The sequence below is a fragment of the Fontibacter flavus genome (genome assembly GCF_042432905.1).
Classification (GTDB): domain Bacteria; phylum Bacteroidota; class Bacteroidia; order Cytophagales; family Cyclobacteriaceae; genus Fontibacter; species Fontibacter flavus.
The window spans coordinates 44,462-66,100 of record NZ_JBHLWI010000004.1; the positions used below are offsets into that span (position 1 = coordinate 44,462).

A 21,639-nucleotide genomic window follows, 5' to 3' on the forward strand; every position below is an offset into this window, starting at 1 on the left:
ATGAAACTAGCCGTAGTAGGAGCTACCGGATTGGTAGGCTCAGAAATCCTAGAAGTGCTGGATGAGCACAATTTCCCATTTGATGAATTACTCTTGGTAGCCAGTGAAAGGTCTGCAGGAAAGAAGATGACTTTCAAGGGTAAGGAATATACGGTAATAGGACTTAAACAGGCTGTTTCTGAGAAGCCGGATATTGCTATTTTTTCTGCAGGTGGGGGTACTTCATTGGAATGGGCACCCAAATTTGCTGAAGTGGGTACCATCGTGATCGACAATTCATCTGCTTGGAGAATGGATCCTACCAAGAAGCTCGTGGTGCCTGAAATCAATGCAAAAGACCTCAGGATTGATGACCGTATCATCGCCAATCCAAACTGTTCGACCATTCAGATGGTACTTGCCCTGACCAAACTGAGAGATAAGTATGGTATCAAGAGAATTGTGGTTTCCACTTACCAATCTGTCACAGGGACCGGTAAGGCTGCAGTAGATCAGATGATGGCTGAAAGAGCTGGTCAGCCAGCGGAAATGGTATATCCACACAAAATAGATATGAACGTTCTTCCTCATATTGATGTCTTCCAGCCAAATGGCTATACCAAAGAGGAGATGAAGATGATCAATGAGACGAAGAAAATATTCAACGACAACAGTATTCAAGTCACAGCCACAACGGTCAGAATACCTACTATGGGTGGACACTCTGAATCTGTAAATGTAGAATTCAAGCAAGATTTTGACCTTGAAGAAGTAAAAGAAATTCTGTCCAAAACACCTGGCGTGGTGGTGCAGGATGATCCTACCAATAATATTTATCCTATGCCTTTGACAGCACATAAAAGAGATGAGGTTTTTGTTGGCAGATTGAGAAGAGATGAATCCCAGCCCAATACCTTGAATATGTGGATTGTTGCTGATAACTTGCGCAAAGGAGCAGCTACCAACGCTGTTCAGATAGCGGAATACTTGGTGGAGCATAGCATGGTTTAATTTGGATTGGAAAAATAGCTATAGCGAAAAATTACAACAGTTTGTGCAGGATCACTTGGAAGAGGATCCTGCAAAACTTTTTTTGGCCCAGAAGCAACCGCTTGATTTTGATCTTAAATTGGCCTTCGGACAGCTTCAGGCCAGACAGAAGGCTTTAAAAAAAATCCCGACCTGGGCAAAGCATCCCTCTCTGGTTTTTCCGCCCAACCTTTCGGTGGAGCAGGCCTCTTCTGAGGAAACTGCACTTTTCAAATCTGGGTTGGTCCGTGGGTCCACAATGGCAGATCTTACAGGCGGATTTGGAGTGGATACCTATTACCTGTCAAAAGAATTCGACAAAGCATATTATTGTGAAAGGAATGAGGAACTCAGCTCCCTTTTTGCCCACAATATGGAAGTGCTTGGAGAGACCAAATTTTCCATATTTTCCGGAAATAGTATTGATTTTTTAAAGCGGTTTGAGGGTAAGCTTGACCTCATTTATGCAGATCCGGCAAGGCGGGGAGGGCATAATCAAAAGCTTTACAAATTGGTTGATTGTGAGCCCGACATAGTTGCTCACTGGGATCTTTTGAAGAGTAAATCCAAAAGTATCCTGCTAAAGGCATCACCCATGCTGGATCTGAAGCAGGCCCTTATGGAACTTCCAGATATACAGCAGATCTGGGTGGTTTCTGTTAGGAATGAAGTGAAGGAAGTCTTGTTGTCATGGGAAGAGGAGAAAGAGCGAAGTGAAAGGCATATCCATTGTATTGATCTGCATCCACACGGCAATAAAGCATTTGATTTTACTTTTGAGGCGGAAGAAGACTGTGTCAGTAGCTTTTCCGATATCGGAGCCAAATTGGTGGAGCCAATGGCGGCAATTCTGAAAGCGGGAGCCTTCAAATCATTTGGGAGAAGGTTTGGCCTGGCCAAGTTACATCCAAACAGTCATTTGTATACAGCCGCTGATGTTGCCGAAAATGTTCCTGGAAGGATTTTTGAGGTGGTTCAGGAGGTCTCCAACCCAAAGAAAGAATTGAAGCAGCTCTTTCCATCTGGAAAGGTCAATGTGATCACCAGAAATTTCGCGATCAAAGCTGAGGAGCTGAAAAAAAAGTACAAGCTTAAGGATGGGGGAGAAGACTATCTGATCGGTACAAAGGTGGGAGAAAAATACAAACTTCTTTTTTGCAAGAGGATCAATTGATTTTTTGAAAAGATCCCCTGTCTGACGCTAGCTATAATTCCTCAGCTTTAAAATATTTTCTAACTTGGGGTCATCCACCAATTTTAAGGGGATTACGACATGATGAGATCTAATTTACTTGCCTGGTCATTTGCGGCTGTTCTGTTTTGTGTTTTACCAGAAACTGCTTTTTCCCAAATCCAAAAGAATTGGACTTGGGGAGGGCCTCTTGATCCTTTGCAGGCCAAGTATCAGGTTGAGCATTACCAACTGGAACTGGAAATTTTCCCAGAAGAGCAGGAAATCCACGGGAAAAATAAAATTACTTTCAATTCACAGGAAAAATTGGATACCCTTCGACTGAATTTGATCGAGGAGTATCAGGTTCAAAAAGTGGTCATGGATGGAAGGGAAACCGGATTTGAGAGACATGGGGATATTCTGGATATTTATCCTTTGGATTGTACCTGTAAGGAAGTGGAGGTGTTTTATGGAGGGAAGACTCCTATAGCTATACGGCCTCCCTGGACAGGTGGGTTTACTTGGGAAAAGGACGAATTGGGGAATCATTGGTTGGGGCTCTCTTCCCAAAATGAAGGGGCTAAGATCTTTATGCCTTCACTTGATCATCCTTCCAGCGAACCAATCAATGGTGTGGACCTGATATTTACTGTTCCCAAACCTTATTTTGTGGCCTCTAATGGCTCTTTGGTGGGTGAGACAGAGAGTGTTGATAAAATCACATATCATTGGGCGACAAGATATCCCATCAACAATTACAATATCAATTTTACAGTGGGAGTATTTCATGAGGAATCAACCATTTTCAAATCTGACAATGGAACAGAGATCCCGATGATGGTGTATGTGTTGCAGCAAAACAGGTCAAAGGCAAAAGATCTCTTGCAAATACTGGAAAACTCTTCCAAAACACTGGAAAAGTTCTTTGGTCCTTATCCTTTTCCCAATGACAAAATAGCAGTGGTAGAAACGCCTTATTTGGGTATGGAGCATCAGACCATCAATGCTTATGGTAATAATTTTCAATTTGAAAAGGTTGGAAAGGTGATGGGTGACTGGTTATTGCATCATGAACTTGGCCACGAATGGTTCGGTAATAAGGTTTCCGTCAAAGATTGGGCGGATTTCTGGATCCACGAAGGTTTGACTGCCTATGGGGACTGGCTATTTTATCTTGAGCATGGAGGAGAGGATGCCTATCAACAGAAAGTAGCCTCAGTAAGGCAAAATATCAGAAACCTGCGCCCTGTGGTCTCTCCAAGAAACTCGAATTCTGATTTTGCCTATCATCCCGATATTTATACCAAGGGGGCATTTGTCATTCATTCTTTACGGTATTACCTGGGAGATGAGCTGTTTTTTCCCATGCTTAAAGCTTTTGCTTCTGATGAGCGGTTTATTTATGAAAATCTCGTAGAGACATCTGATTTTACGGAATTTGTAAAGCACTATACAGGAGTTGATACTGATGGATTCTTTGATTTATATCTCAAAAGTGTCAGGTTGCCAAAAGTCAAAGTCACCAAAAAAGGTAAAAAAGGGTATATGGTAAGTTTGCCAAATATTCATTTCAGCATGCCAGTGGAAATCAGGACTGCTCATGGTTTGGAACGTCATATGCTCTCTACCAAACCTGTTTTGGTCAAGAGCAGTGGTCCGGTGGAGGTCGATCCCGGAAATTGGTACTTATTGGAAAAGAAATGAGGAATTGATTTTTTTGACTTTTGGTAGGCTAAGTTCAATTAATTGCCCAAATTGAATTTAGATTCTTTTTCTAATCCGATAAACCACAGGTATGAGTTCGAGAGCTTTGATCAGACTTTCCCTGATTGTCAACTATATGGTTTTTGCCGTTTTGTTGAATTCAGTGGGGGCAGTAATTTTGCAGGTGCAGAGAACATTTGATGTCAGTAAGGCTGAAGCCTCTGTTCTGGAAGGATTTAAAGACCTTCCAATTGCCATATTTTCCTTTATTGTGGCTTCTCTTCTGCCTAAAATAGGTTTGAAGAGGGGTATGCTTATTGTCCTCTTCTTAGTTGGGGGAATCTGCTTTGTTATGCCTTTGACGGCCAATGAATTTTGGTATTTCAAGATGCTGTTTGCAGCAGTAGGGATTTCATTTGCTGTCATCAAAGTTTCGGTTTTTGCGATGATAGGACTCGTGACCAATAATACCAAAGAGCACAGTAGTCTGATGAGTACAATCGAGGGCTTCTTTATGGTAGGTGTCTTGTTAGGCAACGTGTTCTTCAGTCTATTTGTCAATGATGCGGACCCAACCTCCAGGGAATGGCTGAATATTTATTGGTACTTGGGAGCCATGACTTTGGCAGCAGCCCTTTTGCTTTCATTTGCGCAGATCAATGAGACTGAATCCAAAAGGGAAGAAACCAATGCTTGGGATGAGTTTTTGGAAATGCTGAAACTGGTCATTAAGCCATTGGTATTGGTATTTGCGGCATCAGCTTTTTTGTTTGTATTGATCGAACAGAGTTTTATGACCTGGACGCCGACATTTTACCAGGACGTGCTGAAAGTTCCCGCAAGTATGGGGATTCAGGCAGGGGCAGTCCTAGCTGGTGCTTTGGCGATAGGCAGACTCTTGGCAGGCATAGTATTGAAAAGAATCCATTGGTTGACCTTTACGTTGACCTGCACTGTCTTGGTAGGCGTGTGCGTGATCCTGACCTTACCCTTGACATCCGGCTTGCCTGAAGCTATTGAAACCATTACCTGGTTCAATGCCCCATTTGTGGTTTACCTGTTTCCAATTTTGGGCGTATTTCTTGCGCCAATTTATCCTACCATTAATTCTGTTGTGTTGAGTGCACTGCCCAAATACATGCAAAGCTCTATGTCAGGATTGATTGTGGTGTTTTCAGCCTTAGGTGGAACTACCGGTTCCATCATCACAGGGCATATCTTTGAGTCCTATGGTGGTACCAATGCCTTTTATTTCTCTTTGGTACCCATTGTTTTATTGTGTGTTGTATTAGTGTTATTAAATAGACAAGTCAAAAAATCATGAGTTTATATAGTTTCACCCCTCCAGAAGAATTGTACTGGGAGCTGTTTGACGCTGTGCAGATGAGTGGGATTTTCAAAGATTCCAAGACCTTTGTGGACTGTATTCCCAAAAGACCTGCAAAGGACATTTTGTTGGATTTTTATGAGCGGGCAAATAACAATGGCTTTTCGTTGTTGGAATTTGTTAAAGCAAATTTCAATATGCCCGAAGATCCAAAGGAAATTGAAATGCCCAAACAGATCAGTTTGGAAGAGAGATTGAACCTCCAATGGGATTTATTGAGACGTGAACCTGATCCCGAAATCCCGGACTCTAGTTTACTGCCACTTCCCAACCCCTACATTGTGCCGGGTGGAAGGTTTCGGGAGATTTATTATTGGGACAGTTATTTCACCATGCTGGGTCTTAAGGTCTCGGGAAGAGTGGAGTTGATTGAGTCCATGGTGGCCAATTTTGCCCATCTGATCAATACGGTCGGCCATATTCCCAATGGTAACCGGACCTATTTTCTTTCCAGGTCGCAGCCACCATTTTTTGCCAAGATGGTAGAGCTTTTGGCTGAAGCCAAAAAGGATGAAACAATCTTGGAAAAATATATTCCGGAGATGCTGATGGAGTACCTGTTTTGGGTAGAGGGAGATACAGACCTGCATTTGCCGGGAAAAAGATATAAAAGAGTGGTAAGGCTGGATGAGGATGCCTTTCTCAACAGGTATTTTGACGATGAATCTACGCCCAGACCTGAATCATTTCATGAGGATGTGACCCTTTCCCAAGGCTCAAAAAGATATCCAGATAAGATTTTCAGAAACTTGAGAGCAGCATGTGAATCAGGTTGGGATTTTAGTTCCAGATGGCTCTATGATCCTATGGATCTCAAGTCTATCCAAACTGTAGCGATATTACCCATTGATCTGAATGTGCTGTTGTCCGAGACCGAGCGTGTGTTGGTATATGCCAATCGCTTGGCGGGTAATGAAAAACTGGCTGCCAATCTCGAAAAAAACAGAAAAAACAGGTTGGAAGGGATTGAGAGGTATTTTTGGAATGAGGACAAAGGGATTTATCTGGATTACCATATCAAATTCAAAGAAGAGGTGGACAGGCCATCTTTGGCCATGCTTTTTCCATTGTGGGCAGGCATTGCTACCGCGGATCAGGCAGAAAAGGTGATGGATTATACGGAGCAGCACTTTCTGAAGCTTGGCGGGCTGGTGACGAGCAATTTCCATTCCGGACAGCAATGGGATGCCCCAAATGGTTGGGCACCATTACAATGGATAGGATTTGAGGCTTTTTGGAATTATGGAAGAAGAGATACCGCTTTGGAACTGGCCAAGCGCTGGACTGGTTTGAATGAGAAAGTCTATGAGCGTACCGGAAAAATGATGGAAAAATACAATGTGGAAGATGTGAGTTTGGAAGCAGGTGGAGGGGAATACCCTGTACAGGATGGTTTTGGCTGGACCAATGGGGTGTATCTGGCCATGAAAGAAATGATGAAAACTTAACTTTATTAAATTGGCCTTGCCTGATTTTAGCCATAATTTTCAAAATATGTTTAATGAAAGAACTCTATGAAAGCGAAAATATTCAATTTTCAACTCATCATCCTTGGTTTGTTTTTCATAAGCCAACTGGCAACAGCCCAAGGAGGACCCCATGCTTTTTACCTTACCTGGCAGCATGATCCACGGACAAGTATGACGGTGGACTGGCATAGTGATGAGCATGAATCCCAGGATTTACAGTTGAGGAGAAAAGGAACGGATATCTGGCAAGCTTTGGAAAGTGATGTATTGCCTTATCCTTTTTCAGAACGATTGGTCCATAGGGTCAGTATTCTAGGATTAAATCCGGGTACTGAATATGAACTGATGTTTCCAGGGAATGAAGAGGTTTATTATTTCCACACGCTTCCCGAAACCTTGGATAAGTCTTCCTTGAAAATTGCCATAGGAGGAGATTCCATGCACCAAAAGGAATGGTTGGAAACTACCAATAAGGTAGCGGCCTCTTATAATCCGGATTTTGTAATTATAGGGGGTGATATGGCTTATGAAAACGGTGTGGCAGAGAACCTTCAACGCATCTATGACTGGTTTGACGCCTATACCCATACCTTGGTCAGAGAAGATAACAGGATTCTTCCCTGTATAGTGGCCATTGGCAATCATGAAGTGGTGGGAGGATACCATAGCAAGCATGAGTGGTATGAGCAAACGGACGATTTCAGAAGAAATATAGCTCCTTATTTCTACGCACTGTTTCCTTTTCCCGGCCAACCGGGATACAATGTATTGGATATTGGGGATTATTTGAGTTTGATTATTCTGGATACCGAGCACTCTAATCCAATTCAGGGCATACAGACCGAATGGCTTGATAAAACTTTGGCAGAAAGAGGCCATGTACTCCATAAAATTCCTATCTATCACGTGCCCGGCTATCCTTCAGTGAGGAAATATGAAGATTATACGCAGACATTGGTAAGGGAAAACTGGATGCCGATCTTTGAAAAATATGGGGTCAAGATTGCTTTTGAAAACCATGACCATGCCTATAAAAGGACCTTCCCTATCAAAAATATGGAAGTAGACCAATCTGGAATTGTCTATATCGGAGATGGTTCATGGGGTACTGAACCACGACCTATTCATAGTTTGGAAGATACCTGGTATCTTAAAAATGTCCAAAGTATAAGGGCCTTTACTTTACTGACTTTGGAAGGGGGACAATTCAGTCTGATTTCCATTGATGCTGATGGTAATGTCATCGACAGTTATCCTGAAAACCCTTTGATCAAGTAATCTGATAGCATTATTGGCCTAAGCTGTTTTCCCTTTTGATTAAAAATCTACAAAGTAAATCTCTGATAGATATGAAGCTCAATATCAGTCCCATTTTTCTATATATGATAGCAGGTATTATTTCCTGTTCGAAGCCCGTTTTGGACCCGATGATTCCTACGCCCGACAATCCCTATTCTTTGGGAAGGGTTGGAAATAAACGGGATGTGCATACTTCCACAGCCAGCGGTTTGATGCTGATGGGAGGAAGTACTGATGTAGATGCAGCGATGAAGTGGATGATTGAGAGAGCAGGAGGGGGTGATTTCGTAATTATCAGAGTGAGTGGCGGGACAGGTTATAATGATTACCTCTATGAGATGGGAGGTTTGAATTCAGTCGAAACACTTAGGATCAATACTCCGGAAGCGGCCAATGAGGAGAAAGTTTTCCAAACACTGAAAAATGCTGAAGCTCTTTTTATTGCTGGTGGAGACCAATCTCAGTATATCCAGCTTTGGGAAGGCAGTAAAGTGGAAGAAGCTATCCAATACCTGATCCATGAGAAGAAAATCCCTGTTGGCGGCACCAGCGCAGGATGTGCCGTGATGGGGGAGTTTGTCTATACGGGAGAAAAGGGTTCTGTAACTGGGGTTGAAGCCTTGGCTGATCCTTTTGATGAGCGGATGACTGTTCAGCGTTCTACTCTGGTCAACCATCCTCTTCTTCAGAACACCATCACTGACCAGCATTTTTCCCAAAGGGAAAGACAGGGTAGATTGATGGGTTTTTTGGCCAGGTTGAAAGAACAATCAGATAAATCTCCTTTGAGAGCGATCGCAGTGGATGAAAAAACAGCCTTGGTCATTGATGAAAATGGTGTCGCCAGTCAAATGGGGCAGGCGAATGTATTTTTGTTTGAAGAAGCATTTTCAGATCAGGATCCGGAAGTTTTGCAACCGGGAATGCCGCTGAGTTGGGTGTTGGGAAATCAGGCCGTAAAGGTCAAAATATTGGGTCCAGAGAAAAAAGAGACCTTACAGATCAATTCCTGGGATTTTGACTGGGATACATTTTGGTTTGTGGAAAAAGGGATTTTGAGGTCCAACTAACCTGATTGCTCATCTTCCTGCTTGGAAATACCAATATCTTTCAGATCCTGGTCCAAAATCCATCCTTTCGATAATGCATGTCTGGCAGCCTCCATGGTGTCTTTCACCAAAAGCATGCTGACACCAAGTTGTTTCATTTCCAGCCTGATATCTTCCACTTGCTGAATCCTGTCTGCTTTCACATCCCGGATATAGATCATTTTGACCCTACCTGGAAAATCTTTGATTACCTGTAGGTAGATTTCAGGATCATGTTGTCCGGAATCCCCGATCAAAATGAAGGGAATATCGGAGAAGAAAGAAAAGATCTTTTCAACTTGTGTCAGTTTGTGATCAAAATGACTGCCTGCTATCAGATGGTCTCTGGACAAACCAATATCTCTCAACATCAATGGTCCTTTGGGGATTTGATGCACATCCATAAATTCCATCAGGAAATCATACAGGTTCCATGGGCTGCTGGAAACATAAAACAAAGGGTTGCTTTTGATATCATCCCTGCCTTTTTCCAGTGCTTTGTAAAAAGCTGCTACTCCGGGAAAAGGAATTCTCGAATAGGCATTTCCAAAGAAGGTGGTTTTCAACATCTCCCAAAGCCTGGTTGCTCCTGTAGGTACGATCGTGTCATCAATGTCAGAAATGATGCCATATTCGAGGTGGTTCAAAGGCATAAAGATTTTATTGAAGGCAGTAACTTTACCTTGTCGAGGCCTCACCTTGTCGATGAGTTCAAGCTGCACAATTTCCCAATTTTGGGTTGGTCTGAAGCCTTCAGGAATGGGGATGTGAAATTCCGCATAGCCTTCTTCATCAGTAATGGCAATTTGTTCCGAACCTTGAAATACCGCTTTTACTTTCACATTGGGGATTTTCCAAGATGAGAAGCGTTTGTACATCTTTTTAAAATTATGCCATGCACCATCCTCTCCTTGAGCATTTCCGATATTTCTATCTTTCAGAACCCTGACCAAAAAATAGATTTCTTTGTCATTGCCGAAGCCTATGTAGGGCATGATCATGATAGATCTGATCAAACCGAGCCTGACCCCTGTTTTAACTTTGATCAAAGAAAAGTTTCGCTTGATTGCGTATAAAAATCTAAGAATGAAGGATCGGGATTTTCTCAATTTTTGCTTTTTACACTTGAAGAGTTTTCAAATTAATGAAAACCTTATTGGTATTCTATTCTTTTTGACGAAATTATGCATGACTTGGCCAAGATCAAATCCAAAGTTGTAAGTGGTCAGGTTTACCGATCATATAACAGCTATTCTGATAAGGTTTAGATGATGAATTAGCCCATTTTAAAAATGATAAACCAAAGAAGAGATTTCCTGAAAAAAGCCAGTTTGGCAGCCATGGCAATAGGAATGCCCCAAATCGCTTTTTCGATGACTAATCAAGACCCTTTATTCAAAATATCCTTGGCAGAATGGTCTGTCAACCGATTGCTTTTTTCAGGTCAGATGGATCATCTGGATTTTCCATTAATGACCAAAAAGCATGGAATTTATGCTGTTGAGTATGTCAATCAGTTTTTCATGGACAAGGCTACGGATAAAAATTACCTGAGGGAGATGAATACCCGTTGTCAGAATGAGGGGATTGATCAGGTATTGATCATGTGTGACAGTGAGGGGACATTGGGCGCCAAGTCAGCGGCTGATCGCCAACAGACAGTGGAAAATCATAAAAAGTGGGTGGAGGCTGCTCAATTCTTGGGTTGTCATTCCATCAGGATCAATGCCTACACTGAAATTCCTTGGTCCACAGATCCTGAAAAGGCCACGGAAGCGATGAAACTATGTGCTGAGGGTATGCGATCACTTTGTGAGTTTGCGGATGATTTTGATATCAATATCCTCATTGAGAATCACGGCGGTTATTCCAGTGATGCCAAGTGGTTGGTAGGTATGCTGCAGCAAACAGCCCATCCCAGAGCAGGGAGTTTGCCGGATTTTGGAAATTTCAGGATTTTCAGGGATGAAAACAGGGAGGTATCCTATGATTCTTACCGTGGGGTAGATGAATTGATGCCAATGGCGAAAGGGGTCAGTCTAAAGCCTACAGCCTTTGATGACTATGGTAATCAGTCTCCTTTGGATTATGAACGGATGATGAAAATAGTACTTTCTCATGGGTATCATGGCTATGTGGGTATTGAGCATGGAGAGAAAGACAGGGAATGGGAAAGTATCGTAGAGATCAGGGATGTTTTGGTGGCTTTGGAAAAGAACTTGGCATAAAATAATCAAAAGACCTTTTGTAGTGGCAAACCTTACATGCAGCTCTTCCGATCGGTACTCATCTGCATTGATATTAGATTACCTGCTCAGCAATTTGAAAGTTTTAGCCTTTTTTAAAATAGGTTGAGCAACTGCTCTCCCCTTTTGAGGACCTGTAGCTCCTGTCTTTGCCTGATTTCTTCCCTTACATCGGGTGATTTTGCATCCAAGAGTAGCTGGGAAACATTCCAGACATCACTTCTCCAGGAGACGATCATTTTTGAAAGCAGCCATTCGTCCATTCGTCCCATCAATTTGTCCAAAATTGCCAAGCTTGGCGAAAGGGGTTTGATGATATTGTCTTGAACCGCATCTATAGAGTTGGCAATAACCTGATTGACCAGTTCATGGTCATTTTTCCGCCTAGTTCTTTTATCAGGATCAGCGCTGATCCATTCTTGTTCCATGCAATCATAAAGTGCCAAAGGAAGGTCATAATTGATATGTGCATTGACGCCCAAAAGTAGGTTTTGCAGGACATGGGTTTCAGGATTTTTGCTGGCATCATGCGCCTGCTTCCATACGGAGGGCACATGAGGATGACCAGAATGATAGAGATCGAGTGCCTCGAAATAATAATCGGAGAACCTGACCAACAAAGTGCTTACCCATAAAGGATCTGAAAAGTGCTTTTCTTCAATGGAGACATACATATTTCGGCTCATCAAGGTATAGCACTGTAAAAACACATGTCTTCGGTCTCCTGAGCTTTCCCAGTCCGTGGACTCTTTGGTCATTCTTTGCAGAAGGTTGTTGATGGTTTCCATGATTTTAAAAATACTCTTTTCTGAGTAATTATCTGAAAATAAATTGACTCTGGGTCGAAAAAGTATTTTTACGGGAAAAGGATTGTTGCCATCAATTTGAACCTATTTTTTATTCTGGTCCCTATTATCAAAAGATCATTGCATGTGATCCCCTTCATGCGAGGCTGTAAGTCTTAATGTAATTAAATCTTCAATAAGACGGCTTTAGTTGTATATAATTTTATCCAAATCCGAAGTAACCACAATTTTGGAATCCAAGGTGATTCCACAAAAAGTTTTGGTGTTCTGGTCAAATTTACAAAACACATAATCCTTTAATTCTTTAATTTCTATATTATCCTGGTATTTCTTAATCATTAGTATCTTGAAGTCTTTTTCTGTTGTGGAGGTTCTATTCAGTTTTTTGATCAAAAAGTAATCTGTTTCTTTATCGACTGAAATAGCTGAAAGAATCAAATCTAATTGGTATTGATTTCTCTCCCACAGTGCCATACCATAAAACTCACTCAGTTCCATTACCCGCTTGGGTTTGGTTTTATCCAATAATGAATCAAGAAAATATTCCTTTGTTTTCGAAAGTTTACCGGACTTAGAGACTTCAAGATACCCGCTTTGTAAAGGGTTCAAAATTCGAAGGATATTGTCCTTATGATACAAATAGCTTCCTTCCTGACTATACCCTAATGATTTTTTCATTATTTTTTTTGGTTTCATTGAATTTAAATCCAGGCGATAAAGTATTAAATCATCTTCTGTGTCCATAATATTATTGACCCGAATGATTGCTTCTTGTGCTTCTGAATGAAGAATGTAATGTAGTCCGGCTTCGTCGAGGTTCACTCTTTTTTTGCTGATCTTTTTAGTTCTAAGATCAAACCTATATAAGTCACTTGGGTTTTGTCCCAGAAAATAGCAGGAGTTGTCGTAATAAAACAATGATCTGAAAGCATTATCTGGATAATATTCCACACTCTTATCAGGATAAAGCTTGGGTTGGAGGATAACTGTATCCAAGGTTTTATTTCCATCAAATGTATAGGAAAGCAATTCATGCTTATTGGTCAAAATGAAAACTTCATATTCACTGATAGCCACATCTCTGACAGTAGCAAAGGGGGAAAATTCAATTTGAAATTCATGATTGTATAGTTCCTTTTTTTTTGAAACACAGGAAAAAAAAGAATTAAGGAGATGAATTTGAGGCTATTGGACATGTTTCTGAATTAAATCAACAAGTTCATCAGGAGTTTCTATGACTTGTTTTTCTTGGCCCGTAAGGAAAAGTACAGGTAAAGATTCTATCAATCCTAACTTTAACCCTTCCTTTTTTTGGTCAATGAAAATAGACTTGCCATCAACCTTCGCCAGTAAATTTGCTTTCTTCTCCTGTGATGATACAATGATAACATTGATTTTTTTGCCTTCAAGTTCTTGCAAGGATTCCTTAAATACTGAAAAACAATATTGACAATTTTCAAGACTGATAATCAGAGTAGGTGTATCAGTGTCAAATCCAATTATTGATCCGTATTTTTCAAAATCACTCTCTATTGGTTTGCATCCGAGCAATATGATAAACAATAAAATACTAATTCTCTTCATCTTGAGTAAAATCAAATACGTCTATGGATAAATAGTTTTCTTGAAGTTCTGGGTTCAAAATATTGTTCTTTGGAAGATAGAATCCCTTCTTACCTACAAATGCCCTATAGACATTATAAATCCCTCCTGGAAATACGACTTCTTTAATTATTTTAAAATCCTTATCCAAAACGATCACACTAAATTGTTTTTTTGCATCGATTTCTTTCAAGATGACATTTTTGTCATAAATCCCAGGGAATTGGAAAGTTCTGTAATAAAGTTTTCTGTATGGATCGAAATAGATACCATAGTATTTAGAATTTTCAACCCATGCTTTGTCCTCTTTTTCCGGTTCTGGAACCATAGCGAAAGGCTTGACTTCAGAATTCTTAAATTTGCTTCCACCAAAAACTTTGAATTCTTGACCATCTAAAAAATAACTTAAAGAGTCAAAATATTTCCACGAATAAATTACCCTTTCAAAGTCATCCTCAATTCTTGAAACCTGCAAATCACTCCCTGGCCATATTTTGTCTTGGTAAAAAGATGGGAATCCTGATTCTTCTACAAATTCCAAAGTATTGGCTGCGATGTCATAGGATACTTCAAATTTAAATTCATCACTGATATTTGCCGGATTACTCAAATCAAACATCGGGAGCTGGATAAACCTTAATTTTCCTTTACTCAAAATAGTAGGCATGGAACCAAAAGAAATGTGATTGACCAAAGATTCTTCAATGCTTTTATAACGGGGGGGCATATACCGATTCAAAACCTCTCCACTATCGTTAATCAAAAGTGATCCACGAACAGTGAGTGTTGGGAATATGAATACGGAATCTGAATTGATCACAAGAATTCCTTGAGCCGTATTTATTCCTAAGGGAGGGGTAGATGGGTATTTGATTTCTTTTTCTAAAATCTCTAAGTCTAAATTATAAACCTGAATTGACTTTTTGAATTCATTTTGATGGTACAAAAATTCAGTATCGTTCTCAAACAAATAGGAGGTCCTTATAAAGTCAAGAGCTGTAGAATCATCTAATGGAAGGTTTATTTCTGAAATTTTAAATAAATTAGAATTTGTTTTTTCTTCACTTGCTAGAGGTGAACATGAGAAAATTGTAAATCCAAGGAATAGAGATATTGTTGATTTCATCAATATTATTGTAAAAGTGAAAAAGGAACGGGATCTCCCGTTCCCTTTAAGAATAATTAATATTGCGGTAGTGGCCTTCCACAAGTCATATTACATCCTGAGCAGGATCCATCACCGTTGTCTCTGGAATATGTCATTCCATTCTCAATAATTATGTTGCCTCGGGAATCTCTACAAATTGCATTTGCGGGCATTATACTTCCAAAAGTCAGAGCGATTACCCCAATGCTTAAAATTAACTTTTTCATTTTCTAAAATTTTTAATACGAACAAAAATCCTGGCCAAGATTACTAACCAACCAGTTAGGTAATTCTAACATATTATTATTATTATCAAATCTTTTTCGCAAAAAATTCAGTTTAAATGTGGAAAAATACCCTGTTTAGGGGATGTTTTTTTGAATTTCAAGCATTTTCAAATCCATATTCATCAATTTTTAATTTTTTTATTTTCCAAACTTGCAATCCGCTACCTTTGCAATATGGAAAGTACCCCAAAAAAGGACATCAGAAAATTTACCTTAGAACAGCTTGAAGAGTTTTTCGTCGCGCAGGGAGATAAAAAATTCAGGGCCAAGCAAGTCTATGATTGGTTGTGGAATAAGTCTTTGAAAAACTTTGACGATATGAGCAATATCTCCAAAGCGACAAGGGAGATGTTGAAGGAAAATTTTGAGATCAACCATATCCATGTGGACTTGATGCAGCATTCCAGCGATGGGACCATTAAGAATGCGGTCAAACTTTTTGATGATAAAATTGTGGAGTCGGTACTGATCCCCACAACAAAAAGAATTACTGCCTGTGTATCTTCCCAGGTAGGCTGTAGCTTGGATTGTAACTTCTGCGCTACGGCAAGATTGAAAAGAATGCGCAACCTTAACCCTGATGAAATTTATGATCAGGTAGTGGCCATCAAAGAGGAAGCAGAAACCTATTTCAGCCGCCCGCTGACCAATATTGTGTTTATGGGTATGGGAGAGCCTTTGTTAAATTACAATAATGTCATTGAAGCCATTGATAAGATTACCTCTCCCGAAGGATTGGGAATGGCACCAAGAAGAATTACGCTATCCACTGTTGGGATTCCTAAGATGATCAAAAAAATGGCTGATGATGGGGTCAAATTCAATTTGGCAATTTCCTTACACTCCGCCATCAATGAGACACGAAGCAGGTTGATGCCGATCAATGAGGTGAATCCTTTGGAAGACCTGGCAGATGCCTTGAAATATTGGTATCAAAAAACCAAAAGAAAAGTCACCTATGAATATGTGATTTGGGATGGTGTCAATGACGACGAGCAACATGCCAGAGCCCTAGCCAAGTTCTGTAAAATCATTCCTTCCAAAGTGAATATCATCCAATACAATCCAATTGATGAGGGCGAATTCCGTCAGGCTTCTCAGGAAGCGGTGAATATGTACGTAAGAATACTGGAAGATCAGGGCATAATCGCCAAAGTCCGAAAATCAAGAGGTCAGGATATCGATGCGGCCTGCGGTCAGTTGGCCAATAAGAACGAAGTGGCCCAATTATAACCAACGAATATCACCATTAAATCACGGAATAGTAATTGTTTTTGTGTAAAGGCAGTAATAATTATTTTTGAAAATTGTTTAATAAATGTAATAATTTTTTAGTTTTGTAATATTAACAAGTTTTTGTCGGTCTTGGTAGCAAAAGCGAAACGAAATTATCATGAAGTCGTTATTATGAAACGATTGTCTTTTATATGAAAAACCAACTAAACTATTTCAAATGAAAAGAGTGTCTTATTTTATTCCAGTTGTCGTTATTTCTTTTTTTTATCTGTTTTCATCATTTCAGGAAAAATCCAGTATTGCTGAACTGAGCGAAAAGATCATCAATCTCATGCAATATTATGTGGAAGAGGTTCCTGAAGAAAAGGTGTTTGTACATTTAGACAAAAATCTTTATGCTGCAGGAGATAATATTTGGTTCTCGGTATTCCTGACGGCAGGAAGCCCGGATATTCCTTCCCCATTGAGCAAGGTTGTCTATGTGGATTTATTAGACAATGAAGGCAATTTGATTCAGCAGAGAACGGTTCAGGTGGATGCCGGACACGGGTTTGGAGATTTCAAGTTGGATTTTTACATGAAGGAAGGTACTTACCAGGTCAAAGCATATTCTCATTGGTTAAAGGGATTTGGAGAAGAAGCAATTTTTCAGACCGGTATAGAAATTTTAGAGCCTTATAACCTCAGGTTTCAGCCAACTGTAAATTTTGAGAAAATTGAAAATGGCAACTTGATTCAATATATAGCATCCATTACAGCAGTAAACCGATCCTTGCAGCCCTTGGCGGGAGAGACTTTGTATTATGAATTGATGAACAGGGATAGAATCCTTAAGGAAGGGTCATTACAATTGGATAAGGATGGCAAGAGCAATTTAGACTTTGAGCTGGCTGCAGACCAACTCAATCAGGTGACTGCAATGGTCTTAATACAAAAAGAGAATGAGGAATACAGCATTTCCAGAAAGTTCCTTTTGCCATTCCCGTCCTCCAGTATGGATATTCAGTTCCTTCCTGAAGGCGGTGACCTGATCGCAGGATTCAGTAATAAGATTGGGGTAAGGGCAGTGTATCCGGATGGTTCACCCATCCAAATAAAGGGAAGTCTGTCGGTGGATGGTCAGGAAGTTGAGTTTAAGACCAATGAATCAGGTTTGGGCATGTTTTCATTTGTTCCCCAAGCTGGTCAGGAATATGTGGCAAAAATAGAGATAGAGGGTAGTAGGTTTGAGAAAAAGCTTTCCGAAGTAAAAACCAAGGGGGTCAATCTTGCGGTTGACAACAGCAAAGAAGGTCTCCTCAATATCTTGATCCAGTCCAATAATTTTCAGGAAATATCCGTAAGCGGGGAGGGCTTGTTGGTGGTCCATGCCAGGGGCAGGATAGGGTATATGCAGGTCATCAACCTTTCCAATGGTGTGACCGGTGCAAGGGTGAACAAATCCCAGCTAGCTACAGGGATCAATCAAGTGACGGTATTTGAACCAGATGGTACTCCGCTTGCAGAGCGATTGGTTTTTATTCCTCAGGAGAATGGTCTGAAACTGAATTTGAAAGCAGATCAGGTGAATGTTAACCCAAGAGGCAAAAATAGTTGGAAGCTACAAGTTGACGGTGCTGCTTTTGAAGGAGGGAACTACTCCGTTTCGATCACTGATGCCAATGAAGCACCCTATTCGATCAATTCCAGTATAATTTCTTACCTGAAATTGGAGTCAGAGCTTAGAGGGCGCATTCATCAGCCCAAGCATTTTTTTGGTGACCATAGGGATGATGAAGGAATAGAGATGATCATGTTGACACATGGTTGGAGAAGGTTTAACTGGGAAGATGTACTGAACAATAAAGTGGAAAACAAGAATTTCATAGAGCAGGGGATCAATATTACCGGAACGGTTTCTCCTAAATCTGGCGGGAAAAGAGGTTTAACAGGAGGGATCATCAATGTTTTCAGTAAGGGTAAAGAAGAAGATTTTATCGCAGTGGAATATGGGGAAAATGGGAAATTCATCATTGATGACCTGGATTTTCAGGACACCACTTTGTTGACGATGTCTGTTTTGGACAAACGGCATAAGGAACTCGTCAGCCTGGAACTTGATGCACCTCTTGCCAAATATGTAAAATGGGAAGGCTTCCAGTCTGATATGAGGCCTTTTCAGATTTCACCTATGCTCAGGGATTATCTGGAAAATGCAGAGAAAAGGAAGCAGGCCTCAGTGGCATTTGGAGAAATACAAACAGTCGATATAGAAGAGTTTGTGATCAAGTCAGATAAATTTGATGCCACAGAGGAGGAAATTACCAGAATGTACGGTAAGGGAGATGCTTCCCTTAAACCTGAGGAAATTGGTGGTTTTGAAGGTTTTAGGGACGTTTGGGAATTGATTCAAGGTAGATTTCCGGGAGTAAGGGTAATTCCTGATATCTCTGGTTCCCCAACCATCAGGATTAGAGGAGTAGGTTCAGTGGTCGCCGGAGGTTCGCCTTTGATTCTATTGGACAATGTTCCTATTGACATCTCATTTGCAAGTTCCATTCCTCCTAGGGACCTGGCTTCAGTAGAGGTGTTTAAGGATGCTGCCTCTTTGGCGATATTTGGTTCAGGTGGTGCCAATGGTGCAATTGCCCTTTATACAAAAAGAGCTGCCGGGATTGGAGATGTAGGTGAAGGAGTATTCAATATGCGTTTCCCTGGTTATTCGGTCGCAAGAGAATTTTACATTCCAAAGTATGACAAAGAAAATTCCCCTGCGCCTGATTACCGCTCAACCTTATATTGGAATCCTAAGCTCAAATTTGAGGGCAACATGGCCAATATTGAGTTTTTCAACAATGACATTGTGCAGAAATATAAAGTAGTGGTACAGGGTATGGATAAGTTTGGAAGATTATCCTATCTGGAACAGGACATTAATCCATAATTTAAAAGCCCCGTTTTGGGGCTTTTTCTTTTTTGACTATCTTCAGCTCATGAAAAAATCAATACTGTTGCTATTTGCATTTTTGGCCTTCGGCTTTGCATATGCCCAGGAGCAGGGAGATGTTAGGATTCAGGTGGGGCCTGATTATAAACTGAATATCAATGATATCGGTGCCCATGCTGGAGTGGAGTATGTATTTGTAGATAATCTTTCTATTGCCCCCAGCTTTACTTATTGGTTTCCTGATTTTGGAAGAAGTTCCAACCTCAATATGGACCTACGCTATTACCTGACGAAGGGAGTGTCTCAGGTATATGTCATGGGAGGATACAGTAATATTTGGCTTAATACACAGCCCGGGCTTCCTGGACAGACGCTATCCAGGTCAGGAGGTAATTTTGGGCTTGGGGCCTTTTTGGATATCGCAGAATCATTTGGAATCAACACAGAGTTTAAGATCCAAAGTCAGAATACGCGTCAGCCTGTGCTGAGATTGGGATTGGTTTTCAAAGTAGGGAGTTAATCCTTACTTTTTGCTGAATTCAAAGAGTTTCCTTTTTTCTTCCTTGCTTAGTCCATCATAACCCTTTTCTGCGATTTTGTCCAGAATAAGGTCGATTTCTTCCTGTGTAGGAGCAGAACTTGAAGTGGTGCTTGGGTTTGTTTTTTGAGAAGAAGAAGTACTGTAGCCTTCAGTAGAGGTGTATGTTTTTTTCCTCCTATAAGAAACCCTGACTTTGGGTTTATTGGCAAACAATCTTTCAAAAAACTGCCCTATTGCCTGAACAGGTCTGCCCCAATCATTTCCTTTCCTGAGTTGTGTGATGTAGAAATACCCAAGTGCGGCACCGCCCAAGTGTGCCAACTCTCCACCAGCATTACTGCCAGCAGAATTGACAAATGCAATGATCACATAAAATATCGCTATATATTTGATTTTGACTGGTCCCAGTAAGATCAAATGGAAGGTAGTATTTGGGGATAAGGTCGCTGCTCCGACGACTATTGCATAGACACCGGCACTTGCTCCCAGCATTCTTGCTGAAGGCAATACATCTGAAAAATAGGGTGAAATATTGTACATCAACACATACAGTAAGGCACCGGAAATGCCTCCTAGGATGTACAGATTGGCCAGTTTTCTACTGCCCAGGTATTCATTGACCAGCAAGCCAAACCAATATAAAAACAACAGGTTGAACAGGATATGGAAGAGCCCTTCATGGAAAAACATGTAGGTCAGGATAGACCAAGGCTGTACGATGAAAGAGGAAAGATCAGCGGGCATCATCAGGAAGGACCTGATCGTGTTGTACAGATTTCCTGCACCTGAAAAGGTGAAAACCACCCTGATCACTACCATTACAAAAAATACAATGATATTCAGGGCCAATATTTTGTAAAGGCTGTTGTTGTTTTGCCTGAAGGCATTTCGCAAATTATCCCAAAATCCGCCGTACATGCTTTTTTAATAAAAGTTTGATCTGTCTTTTTTCCAATACCACACCAATGCGGCGCCAATAATCAGCCCACTAAGATGGGCAAAATGTGCAACATTATCCAATGGGTTATTATTGATTACGTTGTAAATCGTATAAAGTCCATAAAAAAGTACCAAATATTTAGCCTTCACCGGCATTGGTGGAAAGAGCAAAAACAATTGCGTATTGGGGAAAAGCATGGCAAAGGCAATCAATACCCCAAACAAAGCACCGGAAGCTCCTACCATAGGCACATTGGCCTGCATTTCCCTAACACTCATCAGGTTGTCTTTGGCTCTTTGGATCAATGTCTGATTTTCAGGGTTTCTGTCATAGGCATCTATGAAATCATATACTCCAGATTTAAAAAATCCAGGATTATCATTGACAAACTCTCTAAAATTATCCGGATTGGGATTGCTGTAGAATTGAGAGATGCTGTTGTCCATTTGGTTCATTCTGTAAGCCGTGTAACCTGAATAAAGCAAACCTGAACCCACACCACAGACCATCCATAAGGTGAGTATTTTTTTTGGTCCTAAGAATTGTTCCAACAAAGGACCAAATATGAAGAGGCCGAACATATTGCTGAACAAATGCCAGCCATCGGCATGCATGAACATGTAAGTCAGGAATTGGGTCGGCATAAACCTGCTGCTATGCACATAGTACAAAGCAAAAAAGGCTTTCAGTTGAGGCATGAAAAATGCTGAAATGACATATACGCCAACAGTGATCAGCAGAAGGTTTTTGACAACAGGAGTTAAATTTCTGAACATATC

General features: G+C 40.7%; 18 protein-coding genes. 11 read left to right on the forward strand and 7 right to left on the reverse strand.

The genetic code is table 11. From position 1 onward, the window contains the following. The 7 genes from ACFFIP_RS02005 (at nt 1) to ACFFIP_RS02035 (ending at nt 9,111) form a co-directional block, all read left to right on the forward strand. Nucleotides 1-990 (forward strand): aspartate-semialdehyde dehydrogenase, encoded by a 990-nt coding sequence (locus ACFFIP_RS02005; RefSeq protein WP_382385887.1) that lies wholly within the window; start codon nt 1-3, stop codon nt 988-990. A 1-nt stretch (nt 991) separates the two neighbouring features. After that, nucleotides 992-2,182, forward strand: a complete 1,191-nt coding sequence (locus ACFFIP_RS02010; protein WP_382385888.1) for a THUMP-like domain-containing protein — start codon at nt 992-994, stop codon at nt 2,180-2,182. A gap of 99 nt (nt 2,183-2,281) precedes the next feature. After that, nucleotides 2,282-3,886, forward strand: coding sequence for a M1 family metallopeptidase (locus ACFFIP_RS02015; protein WP_382385889.1), 1,605 nt, complete (start codon nt 2,282-2,284; stop codon nt 3,884-3,886). 91 nt (nt 3,887-3,977) lie between these two features. Continuing rightward, nucleotides 3,978-5,210: an MFS transporter gene (locus ACFFIP_RS02020; protein WP_382385890.1), complete on the forward strand. Its 1,233-nt coding sequence runs from the start codon at nt 3,978-3,980 to the stop codon at nt 5,208-5,210. After that, nucleotides 5,207-6,721: an alpha,alpha-trehalase TreF gene (gene treF, locus ACFFIP_RS02025; RefSeq protein WP_382385891.1), complete on the forward strand. Its 1,515-nt coding sequence runs from the start codon at nt 5,207-5,209 to the stop codon at nt 6,719-6,721. Before ACFFIP_RS02020 ends, treF begins: the two co-directional genes overlap by 4 nt. A 66-nt stretch (nt 6,722-6,787) precedes the next feature. Next, nucleotides 6,788-8,020 (forward strand): purple acid phosphatase family protein, encoded by a 1,233-nt coding sequence (locus tag ACFFIP_RS02030; protein ID WP_382385892.1) that lies wholly within the window; start codon nt 6,788-6,790, stop codon nt 8,018-8,020. Between the two features lie 71 nt (nt 8,021-8,091). After that, nucleotides 8,092-9,111: a cyanophycinase gene (locus tag ACFFIP_RS02035; protein ID WP_382385893.1), complete on the forward strand. Its 1,020-nt coding sequence runs from the start codon at nt 8,092-8,094 to the stop codon at nt 9,109-9,111. Here the strand turns inward: ACFFIP_RS02035 and ACFFIP_RS02040 are convergent. Continuing rightward, nucleotides 9,108-10,178, reverse strand: a complete 1,071-nt coding sequence (locus tag ACFFIP_RS02040) for an App1 family protein phosphatidate phosphatase (protein ID WP_382385894.1) — start codon at nt 10,176-10,178, stop codon at nt 9,108-9,110. The genes ACFFIP_RS02035 and ACFFIP_RS02040 overlap by 4 nt on opposite strands. A 243-nt stretch (nt 10,179-10,421) precedes the next feature. Here ACFFIP_RS02040 and ACFFIP_RS02045 point away from each other — a divergent pair, with 243 nt between their 5' ends. After that, nucleotides 10,422-11,357, forward strand: a complete 936-nt coding sequence (locus tag ACFFIP_RS02045; protein ID WP_382385895.1) for a sugar phosphate isomerase/epimerase family protein — start codon at nt 10,422-10,424, stop codon at nt 11,355-11,357. Nucleotides 11,358-11,470: 113 nt separating this feature from the next. Here the strand turns inward: ACFFIP_RS02045 and ACFFIP_RS02050 are convergent, their stop codons facing one another. The 4 genes from ACFFIP_RS02050 to ACFFIP_RS02065 form a co-directional block, all read right to left on the reverse strand. After that, complete coding sequence (locus ACFFIP_RS02050) at nt 11,471-12,163, reverse strand: DUF5995 family protein (protein ID WP_382385896.1); 693 nt, start codon at nt 12,161-12,163, stop codon at nt 11,471-11,473. A 204-nt stretch (nt 12,164-12,367) separates the two neighbouring features. Beyond that, nucleotides 12,368-13,258 (reverse strand): hypothetical protein, encoded by an 891-nt coding sequence (locus ACFFIP_RS02055; RefSeq protein WP_382385897.1) that lies wholly within the window; start codon nt 13,256-13,258, stop codon nt 12,368-12,370. A gap of 108 nt (nt 13,259-13,366) precedes the next feature. Continuing rightward, nucleotides 13,367-13,765: a hypothetical protein gene (locus tag ACFFIP_RS02060; protein ID WP_382385898.1), complete on the reverse strand. Its 399-nt coding sequence runs from the start codon at nt 13,763-13,765 to the stop codon at nt 13,367-13,369. Further along, entirely contained in the window at nt 13,752-14,753 is a 1,002-nt protein-coding gene (locus ACFFIP_RS02065) for a DUF4221 family protein (protein ID WP_496384683.1), read from the reverse strand. Before ACFFIP_RS02065 ends, ACFFIP_RS02060 begins: the two co-directional genes overlap by 14 nt. Before the next feature lie 638 nt (nt 14,754-15,391). Between ACFFIP_RS02065 and rlmN the strand changes: the two genes are divergently transcribed. The 3 genes from rlmN to ACFFIP_RS02080 all read left to right on the forward strand — a co-directional run bounded on the left by rlmN (nt 15,392) and on the right by ACFFIP_RS02080 (nt 19,899). Beyond that, the gene (rlmN, locus tag ACFFIP_RS02070) at nt 15,392-16,450 is read left to right on the forward strand and encodes a dual-specificity RNA methyltransferase RlmN (protein ID WP_382385900.1); all 1,059 of its coding nucleotides are present in this window, start codon (nt 15,392-15,394) and stop codon (nt 16,448-16,450) included. A 220-nt stretch (nt 16,451-16,670) separates the two neighbouring features. Beyond that, nucleotides 16,671-19,376 (forward strand): TonB-dependent receptor plug domain-containing protein, encoded by a 2,706-nt coding sequence (locus ACFFIP_RS02075; protein WP_382385901.1) that lies wholly within the window; start codon nt 16,671-16,673, stop codon nt 19,374-19,376. Between the two features lie 49 nt (nt 19,377-19,425). Next, nucleotides 19,426-19,899 (forward strand): hypothetical protein, encoded by a 474-nt coding sequence (locus tag ACFFIP_RS02080; protein ID WP_382385902.1) that lies wholly within the window; start codon nt 19,426-19,428, stop codon nt 19,897-19,899. Between the two features lie 3 nt (nt 19,900-19,902). Here ACFFIP_RS02080 and ACFFIP_RS02085 read toward each other — a convergent pair whose 3' ends face one another. Then, nucleotides 19,903-20,838, reverse strand: a complete 936-nt coding sequence (locus ACFFIP_RS02085; protein WP_382385903.1) for a rhomboid family intramembrane serine protease — start codon at nt 20,836-20,838, stop codon at nt 19,903-19,905. A gap of 6 nt (nt 20,839-20,844) precedes the next feature. Then, entirely contained in the window at nt 20,845-21,636 is a 792-nt protein-coding gene (locus ACFFIP_RS02090; protein WP_382385904.1) for a rhomboid family intramembrane serine protease, read from the reverse strand. Nucleotides 21,637-21,639 lie beyond the last annotated feature (3 nt).